Genomic DNA, 22755 nt, shown 5'->3' with positions numbered 1-22755 from the left:
CAAGATGAATATCCATAGGGTAGAAATCAAGTAGTGGTATCTCATTATACGGTTTTCACCAAAAACCCAGAAGAACCATTGCGGCTTAGCCTTTTATGATTGGATGCTGGAAAAACATAATGAAGTTTCAATCCCTGATAGGGAGTTAGGTTAATTGCGGCCGCATGGGTTCGGCTGGCGGTGGCGGTTCTTTGGATCAGTTTCAATCCCTGATAGGGAGTTAGGTTAATTGCGGCAATAAATCACCTTCTGCGGGTGCAACAGATGCACCAGAGTTTCAATCCCTGATAGGGAGTTAGGTTAATTGCGGCCTGAGCGTCACATAACCAGGTGCTTGAACGCCATCACCAGGGTTTCAATCCCTGATAGGGAGTTAGGTTAATTGCGGCGCGAGAGGTAAAAATCTCTGAGCGCAATTTGCGGCGTTTCAATCCCTGATAGGGAGTTAGGTTAATTGCGGCTCATGTTATCAATAGTTTTGCCAGTGTTGCTGATTCGTTTGTTTCAATCCCTGATAGGGAGTTAGGTTAATTGCGGCCTGATGTAGATTTTGTAAGTCCTGTAAACAAGGTAGTTTCAATCCCTGATAGGGAGTTAGGTTAATTGCGGCAAATAATTCTCAATAGCAAGAATATAGACAACACCTGTTTCAATCCCTGATAGGGAGTTAGGTTAATTGCGGCGTGAATGCTGGGAGGGAGAACGCTTTGTTGCCCAGTTTCAATCCCTGATAGGGAGTTAGGTTAATTGCGGCAATTAAAGTGAGCCGTCGTTGAAGTTGAATTGGTGTAGTTTCAATCCCTGATAGGGAGTTAGGTTAATTGCGGCTTTTGCAATTGACGGTTACACGGAAAATCGCGTTGGGGTGTTTCAATCCCTGATAGGGAGTTAGGTTAATTGCGGCATAAATTTAACTTATCTATTTGCTGGGCGATACGACTTCTTCGCCGTTTCAATCCCTGATAGGGAGTTAGGTTAATTGCGGCACCGCCGCCGAACCGCCATAAGCTCTACCAGAGATTTTAACGTTTCAATCCTTGATAGGGAGTTAGGTTAATTGCGGCTCGGGTGTGTGCTCGCAATCCACCCCAGAAGGGAGGAAGCGAGTTTCAATCCCTGATAGGGAGTTAGGTTAATTGCGGCAACCTAACAGGTTAGGCGGAAGATGTCAACAGCGTGAGTTTCAATCCCTGATAGGGAGTTAGGTTAATTGCGGCTCGAAGATCGTCCAGGCGATCGTTTTTCCTCCACCGTTTCAATCCCTGATAGGGAGTTAGGTTAATTGCGGCGATTTGTGATAAACTTCTTGACCTATTTTGAATTCTTGGTTTCAATCCCTGATAGGGAGTTAGGTTAATTGCGGCGGTATTGCCGCCCCTCCACCCCCTCCACCCAAAAATATGGTTTCAATCCCTGATAGGGAGTTAGGTTAATTGCGGCATATCACCAGGACGAGGGGTAAACTTACCACCTAAGTTTCAATCCCTGATAGGGAGTTAGGTTAATTGCGGCCTGAATTTTGCCAAGTCTAGCGCAATCAGCGGCGTAGGTTTCAATCCCTGATAGGGAGTTAGGTTAATTGCGGCTAGGGATGCGCTGGGTGGCTGGTAGGCTGCGCAAAGTATGCGTTTCAATCCCTGATAGGGAGTTAGGTTAATTGCGGCTGGCAGGCGCTGAATTCTGTTTCAGGTCGGCAAGCGCCGCTTCGTTTCAATCCCTGATAGGGAGTTAGGTTAATTGCGGCGGGACAGGATTACCGCGCAGGGTTCCGTGTTTTTGGTTTCAATCCCTGATAGGGAGTTAGGTTAATTGCGGCACAACCCGATTGACACTGTAGCTGTCGAATCGCGTGTTTCAATCCCTGATAGGGAGTTAGGTTAATTGCGGCTTCAGAACTAGCAAAATATCTCAATGAAAATAGGAGCTGTTTCAATCCCTGATAGGGAGTTAGGTTAATTGCGGCCTGAGTCTTTTATTTAGTTTTTGAAACTTACAGGAGGTAAGTTTCAATCCCTGATAGGGAGTTAGGTTAATTGCGGCCTGACCGCGCCGGCTGGCGCATTCAAATCGGAGCCAACCTTATTATGTTTCAATCCCTGATAGGGAGTTAGGTTAATTGCGGCTCGATCATTGCCGGCGTTGCGAATTTTGTTTGGGGGATAGTTTCGTTTCAATCCCTGATAGGGAGTTAGGTTAATTGCGGCCCAGCCGACAAAATCGCCTTGGATTTTCACCAGTAAGTTTCAATCCCTGATAGGGAGTTAGGTTAATTGCGGCTTTTCCGCTCACGGGTTTGAAGTTTCAGTGCCTTGCCCAGAGTTTCAATCCCTGATAGGGAGTTAGGTTAATTGCGGCCATCTTTGATATTTACTCGCGGCTCAAATATCACAGAGTTTCAATCCCTGATAGGGAGTTAGGTTAATTGCGGCGCGAGAGTGCGGCGAGAGTACAGGAAGTGCTGGGTTTCAATCCCTGATAGGGAGTTAGGTTAATTGCGGCTCTGATTCCCACACATCCACCAACCGACCACTGCTAGGTTTCAATCCCTGATAGGGAGTTAGGTTAATTGCGGCTTGTGATGAATCCCCTGTCTTTGTTTAAGGATTTGAATATTTCGTTTCAATCCCTGATAGGGAGTTAGGTTAATTGCGGCTGGGCTTCAGTCGAGGCGTACAAGTCGAAATATTCAAGTTTCAATCCCTGATAGGGAGTTAGGTTAATTGCGGCACAAAGCCCTAGAGGAAGGCAATAGGTGCATTAATGTTTCAATCCCTGATAGGGAGTTAGGTTAATTGCGGCAGAAAAAACCTTCTAAGAGGTTTATTTTTAATTGTTTCAATCCCTGATAGGGAGTTAGGTTAATTGCGGCGCCCAAGGAGCAAGACCAGCACTGAACACAGCCAGTTTCAATCCCTGATAGGGAGTTAGGTTAATTGCGGCTTTATTTTGGTTTGGGTTGGTACAAAACAGATGATGAGGGTTTCAATCCCTGATAGGGAGTTAGGTTAATTGCGGCGGAGGGACATCAATTTCTTTATCATCAAAATCAGCAGGTTTGTTTCAATCCCTGATAGGGAGTTAGGTTAATTGCGGCAATTAGAGTAGGATTGATGCCAACAAATATAGTGTTTCAATCCCTGATAGGGAGTTAGGTTAATTGCGGCGCATATGCTTCTTTGATATCTTCGAGCATATCTAAGTTTCAATCCCTGATAGGGAGTTAGGTTAATTGCGGCTATTCTCGCAGCTCCAACTGCACCGGGGTGTAGTTCTGTTTCAATCCCTGATAGGGAGTTAGGTTAATTGCGGCACGTGGCAAGGTTTTGGGCTAAAAGAATCTATAGGTAAGTTTCAATCCCTGATAGGGAGTTAGGTTAATTGCGGCAGTTTCATCCGTCGGTCTCAAGTTATCATTTAAGTTTCAATCCCTGATAGGGAGTTAGGTTAATTGCGGCAAATAAACCAAAATCTTCTGAATTATTCAAACAATCAAGTTTCAATCCCTGATAGGGAGTTAGGTTAATTGCGGCTTGAGCCGAGCAAGTTAAAGCCGCTGGCTTCTTTCAAGTTTCAATCCCTGATAGGGAGTTAGGTTAATTGCGGCAGTAAATATTATCATCAATCGTTAATCCAGATATGTTTCAATCCCTGATAGGGAGTTAGGTTAATTGCGGCGGTTACTCGACCCGGATTTAGCTATTGATTTTTTCAGTTTCAATCCCTGATAGGGAGTTAGGTTAATTGCGGCTTAAACAAGCTGACAAATACAAGCGATTGGTTCAGGCAAGTTTCAATCCCTGATAGGGAGTTAGGTTAATTGCGGCTTTGCATCCGCCCTGGTGACTCTGTGTGTATCAAGTTTCAATCCCTGATAGGGAGTTAGGTTAATTGCGGCAGTAAGCACTGGGATAGTATCAGTTGTATTGGTGTTTCAATCCCTGATAGGGAGTTAGGTTAATTGCGGCGCAATATTTAATCGCCTGCACTTAGTCGATTCTTCAGTTTCAATCCCTGATAGGGAGTTAGGTTAATTGCGGCGCAAGCTACCCCCTTTGGGGTATATTCAAAACTTATCTTTTGTTTCAATCCCTGATAGGGAGTTAGGTTAATTGCGGCTTTCCCGCGACCTTGTTTAAGTTCTGTAATTTTCTTGTTTCAATCCCTGATAGGGAGTTAGGTTAATTGCGGCTCCTGATCCGTTCCCACGTCGATCGCCGCGCCGATCGGCCCGTTTCAATCCCTGATAGGGAGTTAGGTTAATTGCGGCAATTTTTGTGTTAGGTCTGCCTGGGACAGTCAGGTTTCAATCCCTGATAGGGAGTTAGGTTAATTGCGGCCCTCGCCCACAAATCGTATTGATAAATGTAAGCTGAGTTTCAATCCCTGATAGGGAGTTAGGTTAATTGCGGCCTAACCTTTCCCGTGCATAATAAACATCTCTTAAATCGTTTCAATCCCTGATAGGGAGTTAGGTTAATTGCGGCAGCCCGTGTCAGAAGCCTTACAGTATTTAGTTTTCAAGGTACTGTTCCGTGAAGCATCTACAAAATATCATTTCAGCCACCGCCCTGTCAAGAGACACAAACTTCAACAACCATGAAAGCCATACTCAGCAATAATTCCAGCGTTTCCGTGAACCTACTTTTCAAGATACAGAGGCTCAAACCCTTGCCGCACAAACCATACAGCCGAAAGATTTGACCCCCTCAAAAAAACACCTACCCATTCACGGAAATTCCAGGAACCGGAAAGCGATTAGACACTCGCGACTGCTAACTGTTCCGCCACCTCTTTTTCGTTCATCTCGTCGAGTTTTTGCCAAACTTGTTGCATTAATTCATCCAACCCAACTCGACTCACAGCGGAAATCAACAAAACAGGAGCACCGCTAATTTCTTTAAGTCGGCTGATTAAATTACCGATTTCTTCGCTTTCAAGATCGATCGCATCTACCTTATTAAAAGCCAAAATCTGCGGTTTATCGGCTAAACCACGCCTGTAAGCCTTCAATTCTTCCTGAATTGTGACGTAATTGGCGATCGGATCTTCATCCGTAACATCAATTAAGTGCAGCAACAACCGAGTCCGCTCAATGTGCCGCAAAAACTCGTAACCCAAACCCGCACCTTCGTGAGCCCCTTCAATTAATCCCGGGATATCGGCAAAAACAGTACCGTCGCCGGTGGGTTTTCTGACTACACCCAAATTTGGGACTAAAGTTGTAAACGGATAATCTGCTATTTTGGGGCGAGCCGCAGACAAAGCTGAAATTAAGGTGGATTTGCCAGCATTGGGCATCCCCAGAATTCCCACTTCAGCTAATAGCTTCAATTCCAAACGCAAAAATTTGTGTTCTCCTTCTTTACCGGGCATCGCATAATCGGGAGCGCGGTTAGAATTGGTCAGAAAACACTTGTTTCCCAAACCGCCTTTACCGCCTTTGGCAACGCAAAAAGTCTGTCCGGGCGTCACTAAATCTGCCAAGATTGCCTGAGTTTCCGCGTCGTAAACAACTGTACCGCAGGGAACTTCGATCGTGCGATCGTCCCCAGAAGCCCCAGTCATATTCTTCGGCGCGCCGCGCTTCCCGTCTTCGGCTTTAAAAATACGGTTGTACTGAAAATCCAGCAGCGTTTGCAGGCTTTCCACCGCTACCATAAACACAGAACCGCCCCGCCCGCCCGTGCCGCCGCTCGGCCCGCCCGCCGGTACATACTTTTCTCTGCGAAAAGCTACCATACCGTCGCCGCCTTTGCCGGCTGCGACTTGAATATCTGCTCGATCGATAAATTGCATAATTTAGTCAGTAGTCAATAGTCAGTAGTCAGTAGTCATTAGTCATTAGCTATGATACCAGATCCAAGTACAATATTCCTCTTTTCCTTGAGTGTGCAGAGGCGGACTCCAAGCAAGTGTAGTCGCGACTTATAGTCGCCGGAAAAATATAGTTATACCAATTCTGAAAAGTAGTGCATATCGAAAGATTTTACCCGAGTATCTGTAGGGAAACGGCACTGCCGTGTCCGGCTCTTGGGTCTGCGACTTTTAATAATTTGTATAAGATTGAGGATTGTAGAAAAACTTTTTTTGACTTGGTATTATCAAAGCGGATTTAATATTAGCAGGACTTACCCACAAAAACTGAATAAACCTGGTTTTTCTACTGGGGCGATCGCTGTAACGATGTTTTTTTGTAGAAAAACCACGTTTTTGCGTCTTGGACTATATTAGTAGTCATTGGTTAATAGTTACAGTCATTAATCCAAGATTTTACAAGAATGGCTAATGACTAATGACTACTGACCACTGACTACTAACAATATATCGATACATCTTCCTTACATTCATCTGCCAAATAGCAGAGAGCTCGAAAGCGCATCCCCACCAACTGTTCGTAAAGCGGGTTAATCTTGCACATCGCCGGAATGTGCACGATTTTACGTCCGAATAACACGACATCTCGTTCAAACGGACACTGCGGCGGAATCATTTTGCAGACAAAGTGTGCGACTCTGGGGTCGTGAACTTCCCAGGCGTCAAGCCAGTCTTTGACTGGTTGCAGGACATTTTTTTGGTGAGGTTGAGGTAGTCGAGATGAAAGCGGTGTTCCGGCGACGGGGGCGACATTCGCATCAAAGACTATTTGGCTGCTGGGCCCCTGGGGATCGGACTTGCTCTGTTGTATCGTTTGTCGGAGAGCTTCTATCGCCTCGACCTTGTGACCCAAAGCTGTGCAAAAGTTGTGAATTACCTCGTCTTCGCTGAGCGAGTACGTACCGTCTGCCAAGGCTACCATTACTGCTGTCCTCAAAAAATTCTCGCCGTTGGCTGTGCTTTTCCCTAAAACAGCAGCTAGTTCCTCTGAGGCAATAGGTTCAAAACTTGCTTCAAAAGATACCGGATGTAGTTCATCCTGAGTTAGATTCGCAATCATTTTTTGCTCGTCTTCGTCAAAGTTGCCGTCTGCCCAAGCAATTGTCAGCAATCCGCGCAGCCAAGCAGTAATCTCTTCATCGGTGCAGGAAGATTTAGCGTTACTCATTAGCATTTCCATTTGGATATACCAGTCAATTTGTTCGTTTACAGCGGGATCAATATTCCCCTCCCAAGAATTTTTACTACTTTTTTGTTCGATCAATGATCTATTTGTTGAAGGTTTGTGCTCGAAGATTGCTCCAAACGCTTGTAGTGGACGTGTTAAAAGCATATTTGTTTCTCAGGAGCATCGCTAACTAGCGAGCTAATCTATTGGCTTATCCTATTCCTTAAAACGTCATCTATCTGGAGGAATAGGTTTGTTGGACTGATCTTAACTCTAGTTGCACCGATTGAGATGGCGATCGACTTTTATTCAAACCCGATTGCCGTTAGCAAGCCAATTTTTCGCAAGAAATAAAAGGTTTGCAAGCGTTGGATGTAATCAGACACGGGGTTTCTCACCCAGGGGCGATCGAACTTCGCTATCTTTACATTTTAATATATATTTTTGTAAATTTTTGTGTAACGGCCTCGTAACATTAGACAGCGAGCCGGCTTTATGACTTGGGAAAAAAAGAGCTGATGCAACTGTTACCGCCGTTCAAGGGTTGCGATTGCTGTGTCCGTCTCTAAATGACCAAGAATTTCTTGATGGTACAAGCCCCCGAATTTATCCGTGGGGTCAATCGAAAATCTAAAATCGAAAATCTAAAATCGAATGACTGATTTTTTTAACTGCGGCGACACAAAATCCAGCGCAATTCCATTGGCGGGCGTCCGTTTGCCATCGGAAAGACATCTCGACCGGTGGCCCAACTGGGAAACCAGGGCGTCGGCGGCCAGGCTCCTTCTGGCAGGTTGTGGCGTTCGTACTCAAACACCAATTCGTCGGATATTTGGACTAAGGGCAACCCTTCCATTGCGGTGGCGAGTTCTTGGGGGGTAAATAAAGTAGACCAGGAGAGTTGGGCAACTTGTCGCACCAGGACATCTGGCTGGTAGTCGCCGACGGTTAAAAACGTGCTGAACAGCAACAGACCTCCCGGACACAGGGAATCGCACATTTTAGCGAGGAAAAGCCGTACTTGATCGCTGTCTCGAAAATGTGAAATGACTTCGGCGGCAACTGCCAACTGATAGCGGGCCGGTTTCATCCGCATTAAGGGGTCGAGCACATCGCCTTCAGTAACTGTCACGGGAAGGTTTTCGGCTGTTACTGCCGCTTTCAATTGTTCTGCAAAAGCGGGAGTTAGTTCGATCGCATCCACAGAATAGCCCAATCTCGCCAGCGGCAAGGTATTGCGGCCGGTACCAGCCCCCACGTCCAAAATCCGCACTCGATCGGGTGTGCCCAATTTAGCAGCAGTTGCCATCAATTTTGCGTCTGGATGAGAGCCGAAAAGCGGAGGTTCTCTGGTGTCTACCCAGCTTTTGTACTGTTCTCCCATTGTTGAGGTAGTAACAATCACTTTGCAGGCTAAACCTGTTTGGGGCGGCTGTACCGATTCGTATTGCAGGATCAGCATCGATGCTGTGGAGGTGCGGTAGCCTTGTTCTAACTTGTTGACTAAAAGCTTGCTGAGTTCGTCTCTGCGTTCTTCTGGCAGGGGTCTGTCGAGAGTGCGAAATAGCTGTTCTATCGCCTTGAGATAGTGGCTTACCATTCCCGGTACACAGGGGAAAACTAATTCTCCGCGAGCGATGATGCGAGTATTAATTTTGTAGAGGATAGCTTGCTGGAGAATGTCGGGATTTACTACCAGCGGTAGCTGTTCGGTTTGGTCGATCGTACTTTCGGCGCCCATAAATTCCGCGAAGAAGGAAGAAGGAAGTTCGGCAACGAAGCCGCGTACAAGATTTAAAGGATGGATTTTGAGGTTGGAGGTTGGAGGGAAGGCTGTTGAGAGCTGACTGTACAATTTAAGAGTATAAAAAAGCCGATTTTAGATTTATTTGGTTTAGTTGCTCAGTCTTCGTAGATTGTAGAAAATCCGATTTGAGAGCTTGATTTTGGATAAATCTCAAATCTTAACTCTCAAATCGACCAAGCCCAAAACCTGAGTAGCTCTGAAAATCGGAGTTAGTATCAAAATAAGCTGTAGCGCATTTAAATTGTATGTTTCACGGCGAGGTGGAAAAAGCGTCAAATCCCCTCGCCTTCTCCCCTCTCTCCATCCCCTCGTCAGCCATAACAGGCAATTTATATGGGTAGCAAATTAAAGCTGGGCTTAGTTGCTGCCGGTAAAAGTCACTTGCGGGAACCTTGACTGAGCTTCAGTCATCGGGCGCCGTCTGCCTTCCTCTTGCCAGTAGTTGATTACTTCTGTCGCTTGGTTGAGGATTTCGACGCGATCGTTATCAGCAATCCAGTGTTTGGCTTCGAGTTCGTTTTTGAGGTCTTCCCACGCATCTTTGCGAGGCCAGAAAAAGTAGGATGTCAGCGGGCTAGTTCCTTTGCCGACAACTTGGTCAACGGCGAGGGCAACATTCTCTTCTAGCCAGAGAACTTTTAAGATGAACTTAGACAAGCAAACCTCCAGGGTTCCGATCGAACTTGTTAAAAATTTCTACAATCGCTAAGCGTAGCACACTCTGTTCGATAATTGGTCATCGGCCATGAAAAGTTTTGTGGCGCGGCTGGTTTTAGCTCCACTCAGGGGCTGGGAACAGATAAAATTTTGGTTCTCACCCGCCCTAGGTACAAGGATAGTTAAGTTGTGAACAGAGTTATTTTAGTCTTCGACATTGACGGTGTGGTGCGGGATGTGTCCGGTTCCTACCGGCGGGCGATCGCGGATGCGGTGGAACATTTCACGGCGGGTGCTTTTCGCCCGAATTCTCTCGATATCGACTCTCTGAAGTCTGAGGGAGTGTGGAATAATGACTGGCAGGCGTCTTTCGAGTTAGTTTGCCGTTATTTTGAGGGGATTGGGCGATCGAGAAACCAACTCGCGATCGACTATGACGAATTAGTGGCTTTTTTCCAAAATCGCTATCGCGGGGCTGATGAGAAAAATTGGACTGGTTACATTTGTGCCGAACCGCTGCTGTTAAGTCCGGCTTACCTGGAAAATTTAACAGTTGAGGGTATTGTTTGGGGCTTTTTTAGCGGGGCGATGCGGGATGAAGCTGCTTATGTTCTGGAAGGGAAACTGAGTTTAAATTCCCCCGTGTTGGTGGGGATGGAAGATGCACCGGGAAAACCCGATCCGGCTGGACTTTTCGCGACAATTGAACAGTTGGAAAACCTGCACGGTTTAGAAAACAATTTGCCTGTAATTTACGCAGGAGATACTGTTGCCGATATTTACACGGTTGTGAAGGCGCGGGAAGTGCAACCAAACCGGATTTGGCTGGGGACTGGAATTTTGCCACCTCATGTTTTGGATGATTCTGAGCGCTGCGATGCTTATGCTGCCGCGCTGAAAACTGCTGGTGCAGCAGCGGTTTTCAGGAATGTCGAAGAGTTGACGGCTGCCCGGATTCGAGAATTAATTAATTGTTAGTTGTCAGTTGTCAGTTGTCAGTTATCGAAATAACCAATAACCAATAACCAATGACAACCGCCAACTTTGCCTTGGAGATTATTTCAAGTGCAAGAACTTGTCTAATGCGCTGACTGCAACTGGTGGCCAGCGGCGGTTATTGGCAACCCAATCGATGTCTTTGTAGCGGGGATCGAGACCGACTGCGGCTACCCAATTGCTCTCAGCTTCGCCGCGCTGTCCTGCTTCCCAAAGACAGGCGCTGAGGGCGGCTCTCATGTCGGCAAATTGGGGGTATCTGCGGACGATGTTTTTCATGTTGCGAATTGCTTCTTTGGTTTGCCCGTTTTGATAAAGTGCGAGGGCGTGGTTGGCGCGGGCAAAGGCGTATTCGGGGGCTAATTCAAAGGCTTTGCTGTAGTCGGCAATTGCTGGCCCCCATTTTCCTAAACCGGCTTCGGCGTTGCCTCGGTTGTTGTAGGCGGCTGGATCTTTGGGGTCTAATTCTAACACATGATTGTAGTCGGCGATCGCTTCTTCCCAGCGTCCTAAACCTTCTAAAGCCGTGCCGCGGTTTAGGTAGGGATCGGGGGCATCGGGAGCTAGTTCGATCGCTTTTTCGTAGTCGGAAATAGCTGCTTGCAGCTTGTTTTGGCTGACTCTAGAATTGCCTCGGTTGCTCCAAGCGGCTGCTTGTGAGGGAAATTTGTCAATAATTTGAGTCCAAAAAGTTTCAGCGGCGGGAAATTGACCTTCATTTGTAGCTTGAAAAGCTTTTTGAACGAGTTCTCCCAATTCCTGTTGGGGCTCGGCGATATCTGTTGGTTGTACTTGTGCGGCAACGGGCGCGATATTTCCCAACCACACTAACCCGGTTACAATTAATACTGTAAAAAATGTGAAAAGTGAGCGAATCATCGTTGTTGGTAGTTTAAACTTTACTAAACATATTATTAACCGAAATTGCGGGCGTTGGTTAGAAGATGTTTGAAAAGTCTCGGCGACTTAAGTCGCAGCTACACAGACAAAACCTGCCTCCGCAGGTTCTAAAACCCTGGATTTTCTTTAGTCCGCGCAGGCGGACTTTGGTTGTGTAGTTGCGGTTTTAACCGCCAGTTTGTGTAGTCGCAACTAAGGATAATTTGGTGAAAAAACGGTTGCTAATTTTGGGCGGGACGGGGGATGCTGCTGAACTGGCGGCAAGAGCGTCTCAAATCGCTGAAATAGAGGTGGTATCTTCGCTAGCAGGACGCACTCAGCAACCTTTTACCCCAAAAACGGGTACGGTGCGAATTGGAGGGTTTGGTGGGGCGGCTGGGCTGGCGACGTTTTTGCTCGATCGCCCGATCGACTTGTTAATTGATGCTACTCATCCGTTTGCGGCTCAGATTTCTGCCAATGCTGCTGTTGCTGCTGCTGAATGTAATGTTCCCTATTTGATGCTGGTGCGTCCAGCTTGGGAGATGGTGGAGGGCGATCGCTGGATTGAAGTTGCCAGCCACTCGGAGGCTGCAAAGGCTTTATTAGGGCAGTCTCAGCGGGTGTTTCTCACCATTGGCAGGCAGGAATTGGCTGCGTTTGCGGGTTTGGATGCTATTTGGTTTTTGATGCGGGCGATCGATCCTCCTGCACTCAATTCTCCTGTTCCTAACGGTAAATTGTTATTAGCAAGGGGGCCTTTTTCATTGGAAGACGAGCGGCAACTACTATTAGAATATCAGATTGATACAATTGTGAGTAAAAACAGCGGCGGATCTGCTACTTATGCCAAAATTTTCGCGGCGAGGGAACTGGGAATTCCGGTGGTGATGGTGCAGCGGCCGCAGATTCTCGATGTTGAGCAGGTTGCTGATGTTGAACGAGCGATCGCTTGGTTAATTAAGCAGTTATTAGTTATGAGTTATTAGTTACATCCTTGGGGCATCGGAATGTGCCAGCGCGCCTCAACTGAGCTTGTACCAGCCAGACGGCAAGAATTGCTCTCCCCTTAGTCTACAACTACCTAGACTACTATCAGCAGTTGGCGTTAAGGTCGCGGATTTGACGGGGTGACAACCCCTCTGTCTGTGTGAGAGCGATAAATTTAAACTCTTCTCAGTGCAAGGCTTTCCGGTTTTTTGTCACTGCGTCAGGAGAATTACTCTAATAACCATACCAAATAAGGAGACTCAAATATATGCAATACAAAAACGGTATGCCAATTGCCATTATTGGCGCGGGAATATCAGGCATTACGACAGCTCATATTCTCAAGAAAAATGGTTTCCAAGCAGTTGTTTTCGAGAAATCCGAAAAGCTTGGCGGAGTATGGGCACTTGCATACCCAAACGTACACCTGCAAAATATCAGGGAACAGTATCATTTATCTGATTTTCCCTGGCCATTCACGCCTGATTTACATCCCACCGGAGAACAAATCCTGAATTATTTGGAACAAGCGGTCAACCATTTAAAGCTTGATGTGCGGTTAAATCATGAAGTTATCGAACTCAAAGAAACAGAAGATGGGTGGCTATTAAAATATAAAAACCAGGATGGCGTTCACGAAAAATTATTTGGATACGTCGTTATGTCAGTTGGGCAATATACAGAAGGAAAGTATCAACCTGAATTTCCAGGTATCAAAGATTTCGGCGGGAAAATCATCACTGAACGGGATGTGCACGCGCTTGATATATTCGACAATCAACGAGTTGTAATCGTTGGCTTCGGAAAAAGTGCTTTGGACATGGCGACTTTCGCAGCCAAACAAGGCGCGCAAGTAAATCATGTATTTCGTACACCGCGCTGGCTTATCCCAGAATGGATTTTGGGCGTACATTTTACCTACCCATTATTCAGCCGTTTTGGAACAGTGATGATGACAAGTTGGTCACATCCAACCGCCATTGAACGTTTCCTGCACAATCGCCTTGGCTTCATTGTTTCAGGTTTTTGGGATTTGATTGCATCCATCTTCCGCTTTCAAGTTCAGCGAAATGTTTCTGGAAAAGACCAAGCCGCCCAGAGTCGCATCAAAGCTGTACAACCAGACCACAAACTATTGCCTGATTTACGTTCAGCCACAGCGGTTGCGCCTGAAGATTACTATCCGTTTATTGCAGAAGGAAAAATCTCGCCCCACCGTGCAGAATTATCTGGTTTTTCGCCAGAAGCAGTAAAGTTGAAAAATGGTTGCGAGATTCCATGCGATTTAGTCATTCTATCTTTGGGTTCGCAAACGCCAATTTTTCCATTTTTGCCTGATAAATATCGAAAAATCTTAGAAACCGAACCCGATGGCGTGCAGTTATATCGCCACTTGCTTCATCCTCGCATTCCTGGCATTGCCTTTGCCGGGTTCAATCATGGATATATGCACGTGCCTGCTGTCGAAATTGCCGCACAATGGCTGTGTGCATACTTGCGTGGTGAACTTGAGTTACCTTCCAGCGAAAATATGGAAAAAAGTATTGAATGTATCCGCCAGTGGAAACGCGCAAATATTCAATTTGAACCTTCGCGATCCTGTGCAGTCAACACTCGCTTTCAACAATATATTGACATCATGCTTAAAGATATGGGTGTTTCTCCTTATCGAAAATTGCCTAACATTTTCGCTGAGATATTCGGCAGATATCAACCATCAGATTATCTTGGCGTATGCGAAGAATATAATCACAAAAAGAAAAGTCGCTCTACTCCACTACACCCTCTTCCGTTGGATACATGATTGCTTGTAAAGCTTACGAGGGATCAATTGATGCGCTATTCTGCTGCTCAGGTCTTTGCTGCCCATTTCGCACTAATTGGAAAGAATATCCAAGCTTGGATAAATTTTTTTGCTGAAGATTCTACCTGATTGTTCGATCGCCCAAATCTAAGTTTTCTACCAAAAACTTGAGTAAATTCTGATCATAATTGCTGATTGACAAATGCTTCCCTAGCTTAAACTGTTACCTTAGCAATGGGCACTGCCTGGGGATACAAATCGCTCGGCTCTGCCTCCAATTCCAATCATCAATGCCCAATTCCCAATTTTCAATGCCAAATTACTTTGATTTTTTCTGACTATTCAAAGAGTTAAGATGATTGTTCATTTTTTGCAGGTATGTTTTTAAAACAGGATACTGTGAAGTTGCGAGCAGTGTATCTTTTTTCTGGCTGACAGTTGTTTCTAAGGGCAAAACGCGATAGTTCGTTTTATTGTTCTGAGTATAGCGGTGTACCCAAGTCGGAATGGTTTTGATGCTGGTAATTTCTGTAGTTTTTTCGGGAAAGGTTTTGCGAATATTTACTTGCAAAATTACGCCTAAGTCTGTATAATTTTTGTTCTGACCGGAAACGAAGTTTCCCATTGAATAAATTGCTACAGCTTTGCGGGTTTTGCCATTTTTCCCGGGGAAGTTAAAAATTTTGTAAGGTTGGACGACGTGGGGATGGCTGCCGAGAATGATGTCTGCACCAGCTTTTAATAGGTTTTGAACTAATTGTTTTTGTTGCGGGTTTGGCTGTCGCTCATATTCATTCCCAAAATGCAGGGAAATTGCGATAATATCTGCTCCTTTGGTTCGGGCTTTAACAATGTCTTTGACTATCTTTTTTTCGTCTATTAGGGAAACTAAATAGTCTTTGCCTTTGGGTATGGGAATGCCGTTTGTGCCGTAGGTGTAAGCGAGAATAGCTAGGGAAATGTTGTTTTTGGTGCTGATTAAAATTCGTGAAGCCTCCGTTGCCGATCGGGCTGTTCCTGTTGAAGCAATTTTACGATCGCTCAGATTGACGATCGTCCTAATTACCCCTTTTTCTCCACGGTCTAAACCATGATTGTTCGCGGTTGTCAAGATATTAAATCCGGCTTTTTTAGCCGCATCCGCTAATTGAGCCGGTGCGTTAAATAGCGGATATCCCGTATATCCGCCCGCATCTTCCCCCGCTAAAGGTGTTTCGAGATTTCCGATGACCCAATCGCCTGTTGATAAGATACTTTTAACTGGTGCGAAGAAAGTGTCAAAATTGTATGTTTTATTTTTTGCGTCGTAGCCCGATCGCGTTTGGGTACTGTGCATCATGATGTCGCCGACAGCAATTAGTTTTGCTTCTTCGATCTCAGACTTTGGTTCGGCGGGAACAGGGGCTGCAATTGGCGATCGACTTTCTGTAGGCTGTGTGTTGGTTTGTGGCGTTTGAATATTGCAGCCTGCGATCGAAAGCATGGCAATTACCGAAAGCAACCGACTAAAATTCATGATTTTTGAGAGTGATTTTTCGGCTTATATGGTATCATAACTAAATTAGTTACGGCTAAATAGATGAAAAAAAACTATCTAATTATTGCCTTTATTGTTTTTGTATTAATTACAAGTTTTGGTGTTTTAACTTACGCTCAAACTTCTGGCGATAAACCTTTTGAATTTGCCTTGATTGGCGATTTGCCCTACAGTGCGGAACAGGAAGCAAAATTTCCGAGTTTGATTGCAGATATCAATAGATCGCCTGCAGCGTTTGTAGTCCACGACGGCGACATTAAAAACGGTTCTAGTGTCTGCGATGATGCAACTTTTATCAGCCGCAAGCAGTTATTTGACAATTTTGAGATACCGTTTATTCTAGTTTATGGTGACAATGAATGGACGGATTGTCACCGTTCAAATAACGGCAGTTACGATCCAGTAGAAAGACTTGCTAAACTGCGGGAAATATTTAGCAACGGTAATCAAAGTTTGGGAAAGCGCACCTTAACTCTCACCCGTCAAAGCGAAAACCCGCAGTTTGCTAAATACCGCGAAAATGTCCGCTGGATTTATCATGGCATTGTATTTTTTGCGATTAATATGCCGGGAAGCAACAACAATTTTGGCCGCACTCCCGAGGCAGATGCAGAATATGCCGATCGCAATTCAGCTAACTTAGCCTGGATCGAAGAATGTTTTGCTTTAGCCAAACGCAGCAACAGCAAAGGAATTGTGTTAGTTGCACAGGCAAATCCGGGATTTGAACTCGATCCGACGGACAAAAGAAGAAGTGGCTACAACGATTTTATCGCCACTCTGGAAACAGAAACAGGCAATTTCCCAGGGCAAGTTGTATTCGTCCACGGCGATACTCACTATTTCCGCATCGATAAACCTTTACCCTATTTTACCGATGAGACTCAACTACCGAGAATGAAAAATTTTACGAGAGTTGAAACTTTTGGTTCTCCAAACGTGCATTGGTTGCGGGCTTTTTATGACCCTACAAATCCTAATTTGTTTGAATTTAAACAACAGATTGTTCCGCAAAATTAGGCTATTTAACACAATTTTTATGCAAAATAAATATTTTTTGATTACACTGAAGATAGGTATAATTGAGGAATGTATTTATGACAATCGCAACTGGGCGTCTCACCCTTGAAGAATTTCTGAAACTGCCAGAAACTAAACCGGCTAGCGAATACATTGAGGGCGAGATTATCCAAAAACCTATGCCGAAAACAAAGCACAGCCTATTGCAATTAAGAACCTGCAACGAAATTAATCAGGTGACCCAAACTCCCAAGGTAGCTTATGCTTTTCCAGAGTTGCGGTGTACCTTTGGCGGGCGATCGATTGTTCCAGATATTGCGGTACTATTGTGGGAACAGATTCAATTTGATGACAGTGGCGAACCGTTGGGTGATGTGCTAATTGCACCGTATTGGGCGATCGAAATCCTGTCGCCAGAGCAAAGCTCAAATCGCGTAACTAGAAAAATTATTCACTGTCTTCAACATAATTGTCAGTTGGGGTGGCTAATCGATCCAGACGATCGATCGATTTTAGCGTTTTTACCCAACCAACAACCTCAATTCTGCGAAGGTAGCGATGTCCTTCCTGTACCCGAAATGATTCCCCTTAATATCACCGCCGAACAGGTGTTTAGCTGGTTGAGAATGCAAGAATGAATCAGGGCGATCGTCTTTTTTGTGCCAATTTTCAAAATCTCCCGGTTGGGTTTGTAGTGAAGAATGTAAGTCATCATCTAAACCCAGGAATGAAGTCCTTACTACAAACCAAATCCCCTATTGCCGCCACCTGTCAAATTGGTCTTCGGAACAGCCATTAATAAATTGATTGTTCACCCAACCGTCAAGGATTGTAAAAGTTTCATTAGGAGGATTTCCTGAAAATCTGGCCGCAATTTTCACCCAATTACCTTGTCTGCTGACAGCCCTAACTCCGTCTCCTCTTTTGAGTTTAGCTACAACCGGGTACTTATTGCCTGGGCCTTTGCGAATGTTAACAGCGCCACCTTCACCTGTAATAAACGAGCAATGAGTTTGCTTTTTTAAAGCTTCTGCTTTTGCGGGAGCAAGGCTTTGCTGCTTGCCGAAAACAGGAAAGCTGTAAAGTGAGAAGCTAAAACTTGCAACGACGGCTGCAATAAAAAAGGCTTTTGATTGAGTAAAAATTAGCATTATTTCATTTCCTTGGATTGACCGAACTGAAGTCCTGACTGTGATTTTTTTGAGAAGGACTTCAGTCGTTACTACTAACTGTTATTTGACAGAGGCAAACCATTCGGTAACACCTTGAGCGATCGCCTCGGCTAATTTCTTCTGTTCTGTCGGATTCACAATCCATTCAATCTCTTCGGGATTGATCATAAATCCCAATTCCATTAAAACAGATGGAGCAACGGCAGGACGGGTCATGGCTAAGTTGTTCCAGAATACACCATAGCTCGGACGGTTCAACTTGGCAACTAAATAATTGTGCAAAAACATTGCCAAACTGTGCGCTTGCGGGTGAAACCAGAAAGCGCCGACGCCTTTAGTCTTAATGGCATCGCCGTTATCCGGCAAAGCATTGTAGTGAATTGAAATTGCGATCGCAGGTTCTTCTTTTTGAATCATTTCCACCCTCGGTGGCAAATCCAAATCGACATCTTCTACCCGCGTCATGAGCACATTCGCACCCCGATTGACCAATTCCTGTTGCACCAATTTCGACACTGTTAAAGCTACTGTTTTTTCCCTAATTCCCACTGGACTCACCGCACCTCCATCCTCCGGCCCGCCGTGTCCCGGATCGATGAGAATCTTAATTCCCGATAAGGGTTTTGCTTGCGAATTCGGCATCATGCTTGTATTCGCCGGCGGGTGTTTTAAAGACAGCACTAAAGTTGTGCCGTCGTATCTCAGCTTATAGCCCCACTGCTGGGTAGATTTGAGATTAAAAGTGTATTGTACTTGCTGCGGCGAGATTTGTTGCCATACCAAACGTGAAATTACCGGGTCATCAGAGACACGAATAATGTCAGTTTGAGCGGTGGTATTGTATAGCGTTAAAGTAAAAGTGCCTTCTCCTTCCTGCACAGTGACTGGGACTGGTGTTTCTAAGGGGAATAATACTTCTGTCCAGCCGGAAACTTGACGCGAGCTGGCGCTGCGAATAATCGATCGCGGAGGCACGGAATCCTGGACAATTCGCACTTCCGCTGCTTTAATCCAAGCACCGTAATCGAGTCTGAGCCATTCTCCCTCGCGCCCGATAATTGTTGCTCGCGTTCCCTTCGGCAGCGGTGTCATCCGAGAAAAATCTGTACTCGCTCCGGTTCTGGCGACACCAGGATCTGCTGTTACTTCGGCTATTTCTAAGTCAGCCGGAGAAAGAATAGAAATCTTGCCAGTACCCTGTTGGCTGATAGTTCGATCGTTCATTGTTAGCTCAAACGATGGCACGCCTAAATCAACTGTTTCTCCCTTAGATGAGAGGGCGTTCTCAGGGGTTTTACCGCAGCCTTGATACTGTTCGCTGCCGCCTTTTTTAATCGGGGAGTTTTCACCTAACAGTACAGATTTGTTGTCGGGTAGTTCGACTTGCGATCGCGCTTTTAAAGGCATAGTAATGCCCGCCAATTTTACCGAAACTTGAGCATTCGCAGGTGCGATCGCCCCAAAGCAAATATATTCCCCCGGCAAACTCGCCACATCGACTTTCGGCGTCAGGGAATCTTTAGCAAAAGCCAATCCTACAGGGGCTTCCGGCTGATTCGACTGGCGCGTCACCTTAATTTTGACTTCCTGATTTTCGTAACGCAAGGTAAAGAGATTTTCGCCGAGTTGCAGCGGAAAAGTCGGGGCGAAATGCCCGGATGCGGTGCGCGAAATTTGGTTGCCATTTACTAACACTTGTCCCGGTGCGGGCGCTGTACCGATTAAAAAGATGCGATCTGATGTAGTTTTGTGGTTGGCGGGAGGATAAGCGAGAAACAAAGGTTGAGCGGCGACAGCTACAGAGGCGATCGCCACGATAATCCCAAACACAACTAATCCTAAAAATTTTCTCATTCTAAATCGCAACTAATTGAGAGTCTGTTGATTATTTATACTAGAACTTGCCCTAAGAAACCGGATTTCTGAGGATTAGTCCTAAGTCTTATTTACTAGACAGAACCCATTTTATCAGGTTTGTAGTTGCAATTGAGCGAGCTGCCACATAAATCTCCGCGTCAAACCATTAAGTTTTAATTAATTCCGAGGTCGTTCTCCACAGTTGCTCCAACCGATTCGCCGGCATCGTCAAATACAAAACATCCCCCGTACTCAAACAAAAATTCAGTAAATCCCAGCCGTGAATAGTTTGACAATTAGTTTCCACATACAGAGGCACAAAATCAGCAGACTTAGCGGCATCTTGAATGCGGTGGCCGCAGAAAGGATGTTTTGGGGTAATCAATGTGCCCAAGCAAACCCATAGACTGTCAGCCGTCACTCCGTTCCCTAAAATTCTGCCTCCAATCGCCGCCGCTGCGAAAGCTGGAGCAGCCAATTCCGTAGGGTTCAAAACTCCTTCAAACTCAAAAACTTGCTGCACCATCAAAGCAAAATGTGGGTCTTGATTGCGGACAATAACTGATAGTTTTGGCGCCAATCCTTTAGCGCTCAAGGCAATTTCGACATTAGACATATCGCTGCTAGTAACAGCCAAAAGTGCTGCCGCTTCCTTAACATTAGCAGCTTCCAGAGTTGCGGCCAAACTGGCACTTCCCTGAATTACCGGAATTTTCATTGAGCGAGCCGTGCTCAGAAATCGGCTGTTCGGATCTTGCTCGATCGCCACAATATCGTAACCGTTAGTGTACAGTTCTTTAGCAATTTGGATACCCATTCCTCCGAGTCCGCAAATAATGTAATGATTGCGCTGCGGCACTCGCGCCACATCCCAATATTCGGTAAAGCGAGTTCCCAATACATAATCGTTAAGCAGCGCGTAGCAGATGCCGACGATGCCGGCTCCAACTAACATCATGACAATTGTAAATAGTTTAATGCTTTCCGGAGCTTGTTCGGCTACTTTTTCATGGCCTCCGGCTCCGGTAATCATCCCTACTGAAAAATAGAGAGAATCGACAATTGAGATATTATCGTCAACACAAATATAGGTAGCAGTAGCAACGGCAATCATTGAAAGCAGTGTCAGTACAACAATTACTGCTGCTTGGCTGTGCTGCTGAAATCGGCGCAGGCTAGTTAATGTTTTGAGCAGTTTTTGAGTTAAAGTTTTTTGGGGGCTGTGGATAGTCGGCTGAGTGGCAACAATTAGCCGATCGCCCTGCTGACACTGCCGATCGGCAAGCACCGCCGATACTAAATCAGTTTTGTTAGCAGCCGGGAGATAATAAATCAACATTCGCGATCGATCCTCCCACAAATCGCTCAGTTTGCGATTTTTCCAAGGATGTGTTTCATCGATATATTCTTCGTGAATCGGCCAAGTGCGATCGAACAAACGCAACTGTCCGATCGCTTGATTTCCGAGAGCCGCAAAGGCAAAAACCGGAGCAGCCAATGATGAAACGCTCATGGAAGTGTGCTCGGGCAAAGTGTGGTCAATCCTGTCGCCCAAGCTAGTATTGAACAATCTGTTGATGATGCGAATCTGAGGATTGAGAATCCTCGCCTGCATCAAAATTGCCAAATTCACAGCATCATCGTCTGCTGCAATTACTAAAGTGTGAGCATTTTGAATGCCAGCCGCCAACAAGGTAGAAGCTGCTTGCAAATTGCCGACAACCACATCTGAAGTTTCGCCGCGAATTGGGCGATCGCTAATACCAACAACAATAGCTCCTTGCTGTCTCAACAAACAAAAAACCTTGTGTCCCGTGTGGCCCAACCCGCAAACAATGATTCGAGGTTTCATAAAAATTTATTTGCCAGCCAATTTCGGAGCTGTCCTTGTAGTTTTACTTACCATTGTTGACTCTCCTGGCTTTGCAGAATGTAGCTAAAAAGACTATCTAGGAAACTTGTGCCACCGTGGCCTCGAAGTTTTGGAACAAGGAAAGGACAGTGCCGTGTCTCTACAGCCGCGTTCCCAAGTTTTGAAACAAGGACACAGCAGTGCGCTGTACTTACAGATATGAGGTGCAATAACCTAATTTAATCTTTGAAAAATATCCGGGTGCGACAGCCAACCCGCAGAATGTGAATAGGCAGGGACAGGACACTGCCCTGTCCCTACAACTATGACTTCCTAGATAAATTTAGCTGCCTTAGCGGCAGGAGTTATTATGAAATTGAGTGCACCCTTATTAGCATCCGCTTTAGTTTTCGCCGGTACTGTCGCCTTTGCAAGCCAAGTGCAAGCAGCTCCAGCCAGCAACTCTTTGAATAACACTAAAACAACATTTCAGTGCGTTACTTCCGGTCGCAATTTTGTGACAATTGCGCGGCGCGGAAATGTCACGACCGATCCGATGATTCTTTGGAAATCTACCGAGTTCGGCCGCGAATATACACCTTGGCAGCGCTGTCAAATTGTTTCCAATAGACTGACCAAAGCTGTTGCCCAGAATGGCGGAAGATTGAGCAACTTGCAGTTAACAACAGGAATTGTTAATAACTTGCCCGTAGTTTGTTACGTGAACGGACGGGGGCGCTGCAACTCTCAAAATCTGCTGTTCACCCTAGACAAGCGCAATGCTAAAAATCCCGGTGATGCTTTAACGAGATTGATTAATTTTGCCCAAGACGGCGGCGGGCCAGTTACAACGTTCAGAACAGGAACTCAATCATCTGCACCGCAGTTTGTTCCCTTTGGAGATATGGTCGATCGAGCTTTTAATTCTCCAAACAATAAACCGTCAGTTCCTGTAGCAAAACCGCAGGGCGATCGGGGTATTTAATAGCCGCGCCTCTAATATCGTTCCCGATTGCATTCAGACATAGAGGACACGGCAGTGCCGTGTCCCTACCGCGATTAATGGTAGGGACACGGCAGTGCCGTGTCCTGGCTGTGGGTAATATTAATTCCAATGCTTGCACCTGAGAAATTTTGAAACT

The 22755-nt window shown here is 45.6% G+C and carries 15 protein-coding genes and 1 CRISPR repeat array; of the genes, 6 read left to right on the top strand and 9 right to left on the bottom strand.

The window, feature by feature from the left end:
* Positions 1-124: 124 nt before the first annotated feature.
* Positions 125-4484: direct repeats of the CRISPR family, unit length 37 nt; unit sequence GTTTCAATCCCTGATAGGGAGTTAGGTTAATTGCGGC.
* A 271-nt stretch (positions 4485-4755) separates the two neighbouring features.
* From obgE to QUA13_RS15955, 4 genes are all read right to left on the bottom strand, one after another.
* Entirely contained in the window at positions 4756-5796 is a 1041-nt protein-coding gene (gene obgE, locus QUA13_RS15970; RefSeq protein WP_333199978.1) for a GTPase ObgE, read from the bottom strand.
* Between the two features lie 517 nt (positions 5797-6313).
* Positions 6314-7048: a Mo-dependent nitrogenase C-terminal domain-containing protein gene (locus QUA13_RS15965; RefSeq protein ID WP_333199980.1), complete on the bottom strand. Its 735-nt coding sequence runs from the start codon at positions 7046-7048 to the stop codon at positions 6314-6316.
* Positions 7049-7709: 661 nt separating this feature from the next.
* Positions 7710-8783 carry a class I SAM-dependent methyltransferase gene (locus QUA13_RS15960; RefSeq protein WP_445242718.1) on the bottom strand — a complete coding sequence of 358 codons (1074 nt, stop codon included), beginning with the start codon at positions 8781-8783 and terminating at the stop codon, positions 7710-7712.
* 423 nt (positions 8784-9206) lie between these two features.
* Positions 9207-9518, bottom strand: a complete 312-nt coding sequence (locus QUA13_RS15955) for a 30S ribosomal protein PSRP-3 (RefSeq protein ID WP_278187374.1) — start codon at positions 9516-9518, stop codon at positions 9207-9209.
* A gap of 177 nt (positions 9519-9695) precedes the next feature.
* On the opposite strand from QUA13_RS15955, the gene QUA13_RS15950 reads away from it, so the two are divergent.
* Positions 9696-10484: a TIGR01548 family HAD-type hydrolase gene (locus QUA13_RS15950; protein ID WP_333199974.1), complete on the top strand. Its 789-nt coding sequence runs from the start codon at positions 9696-9698 to the stop codon at positions 10482-10484.
* A 78-nt stretch (positions 10485-10562) separates the two neighbouring features.
* Here the strand turns inward: QUA13_RS15950 and QUA13_RS15945 are convergent, their stop codons facing one another.
* Positions 10563-11381, bottom strand: a complete 819-nt coding sequence (locus QUA13_RS15945) for a tetratricopeptide repeat protein (protein ID WP_333199972.1) — start codon at positions 11379-11381, stop codon at positions 10563-10565.
* A gap of 227 nt (positions 11382-11608) precedes the next feature.
* Here QUA13_RS15945 and QUA13_RS15940 point away from each other — a divergent pair, with 227 nt between their 5' ends.
* Together QUA13_RS15940 and QUA13_RS15935 are read left to right on the top strand one after the other, a co-directional pair.
* Entirely contained in the window at positions 11609-12370 is a 762-nt protein-coding gene (locus QUA13_RS15940) for a cobalt-precorrin-6A reductase (protein WP_333199970.1), read from the top strand.
* A gap of 269 nt (positions 12371-12639) precedes the next feature.
* Entirely contained in the window at positions 12640-14175 is a 1536-nt protein-coding gene (locus tag QUA13_RS15935) for an NAD(P)/FAD-dependent oxidoreductase (protein WP_333199968.1), read from the top strand.
* A 319-nt stretch (positions 14176-14494) separates the two neighbouring features.
* Here QUA13_RS15935 and QUA13_RS15930 read toward each other — a convergent pair whose 3' ends face one another.
* Positions 14495-15691 carry a CapA family protein gene (locus tag QUA13_RS15930; protein ID WP_333199966.1) on the bottom strand — a complete coding sequence of 399 codons (1197 nt, stop codon included), beginning with the start codon at positions 15689-15691 and terminating at the stop codon, positions 14495-14497.
* A gap of 63 nt (positions 15692-15754) precedes the next feature.
* Between QUA13_RS15930 and QUA13_RS15925 the strand changes: the two genes are divergently transcribed.
* Together QUA13_RS15925 and QUA13_RS15920 are read left to right on the top strand one after the other, a co-directional pair.
* Entirely contained in the window at positions 15755-16732 is a 978-nt protein-coding gene (locus QUA13_RS15925; RefSeq protein ID WP_333199964.1) for a hypothetical protein, read from the top strand.
* Between the two features lie 77 nt (positions 16733-16809).
* Complete coding sequence (locus QUA13_RS15920) at positions 16810-17370, top strand: Uma2 family endonuclease (protein WP_333199962.1); 561 nt, start codon at positions 16810-16812, stop codon at positions 17368-17370.
* Positions 17371-17487: 117 nt separating this feature from the next.
* Here the strand turns inward: QUA13_RS15920 and QUA13_RS15915 are convergent, their stop codons facing one another.
* From QUA13_RS15915 to QUA13_RS15905, 3 genes are all read right to left on the bottom strand, one after another.
* Positions 17488-17883 (bottom strand): SH3 domain-containing protein, encoded by a 396-nt coding sequence (locus QUA13_RS15915; protein WP_172188714.1) that lies wholly within the window; start codon positions 17881-17883, stop codon positions 17488-17490.
* Positions 17884-17964: 81 nt separating this feature from the next.
* Positions 17965-19758, bottom strand: coding sequence for an N-acetylmuramoyl-L-alanine amidase (locus QUA13_RS15910; RefSeq protein WP_333199960.1), 1794 nt, complete (start codon positions 19756-19758; stop codon positions 17965-17967).
* Positions 19759-19927: 169 nt separating this feature from the next.
* A complete protein-coding gene (locus tag QUA13_RS15905; protein WP_333199958.1) occupies positions 19928-21613 on the bottom strand; it encodes an NAD-binding protein in 1686 nt (561 codons plus the stop codon).
* 370 nt (positions 21614-21983) lie between these two features.
* On the opposite strand from QUA13_RS15905, the gene QUA13_RS15900 reads away from it, so the two are divergent.
* On the top strand, positions 21984-22598 hold the full coding sequence (locus tag QUA13_RS15900; RefSeq protein WP_333199956.1) for a COP23 domain-containing protein: 615 nt from the start codon (positions 21984-21986) through the stop codon (positions 22596-22598).
* Positions 22599-22755 lie beyond the last annotated feature (157 nt).

The organism is Microcoleus sp. S28C3, assembly GCF_036700785.1.
GTDB classification, from domain to species: Bacteria; Cyanobacteriota; Cyanobacteriia; order Cyanobacteriales; family Microcoleaceae; genus Microcoleus; species Microcoleus asticus.
Note: the sequence above shows the minus strand (reverse complement) of the source record. Positions and strands in the feature narration are given on the sequence as shown.

Excerpts from the sequence above, each read along its gene's own strand:
- obgE (WP_333199978.1), bottom strand. The coding sequence starts at position 5,796 with ATGCAATTTATCGATCGAGCAGATATTCAAGTCGCAGCCGGCAAAGGC.
- QUA13_RS15965 (WP_333199980.1), bottom strand. The coding sequence starts at position 7,048 with ATGCTAATGAGTAACGCTAAATCTTCCTGCACCGATGAAGAGATTACT.
- QUA13_RS15960 (WP_445242718.1), bottom strand. The coding sequence starts at position 8,783 with ATGGGCGCCGAAAGTACGATCGACCAAACCGAACAGCTACCGCTGGTA.
- QUA13_RS15945 (WP_333199972.1), bottom strand. The coding sequence starts at position 11,381 with ATGATTCGCTCACTTTTCACATTTTTTACAGTATTAATTGTAACCGGG.
- QUA13_RS15935 (WP_333199968.1), top strand. The coding sequence starts at position 12,640 with ATGCAATACAAAAACGGTATGCCAATTGCCATTATTGGCGCGGGAATA.
- QUA13_RS15930 (WP_333199966.1), bottom strand. The coding sequence starts at position 15,691 with ATGAATTTTAGTCGGTTGCTTTCGGTAATTGCCATGCTTTCGATCGCA.
- QUA13_RS15925 (WP_333199964.1), top strand. The coding sequence starts at position 15,755 with ATGAAAAAAAACTATCTAATTATTGCCTTTATTGTTTTTGTATTAATT.
- QUA13_RS15920 (WP_333199962.1), top strand. The coding sequence starts at position 16,810 with ATGACAATCGCAACTGGGCGTCTCACCCTTGAAGAATTTCTGAAACTG.
- QUA13_RS15915 (WP_172188714.1), bottom strand. The coding sequence starts at position 17,883 with ATGCTAATTTTTACTCAATCAAAAGCCTTTTTTATTGCAGCCGTCGTT.
- QUA13_RS15910 (WP_333199960.1), bottom strand. The coding sequence starts at position 19,758 with ATGAGAAAATTTTTAGGATTAGTTGTGTTTGGGATTATCGTGGCGATC.
- QUA13_RS15905 (WP_333199958.1), bottom strand. The coding sequence starts at position 21,613 with ATGAAACCTCGAATCATTGTTTGCGGGTTGGGCCACACGGGACACAAG.
- QUA13_RS15900 (WP_333199956.1), top strand. The coding sequence starts at position 21,984 with ATGAAATTGAGTGCACCCTTATTAGCATCCGCTTTAGTTTTCGCCGGT.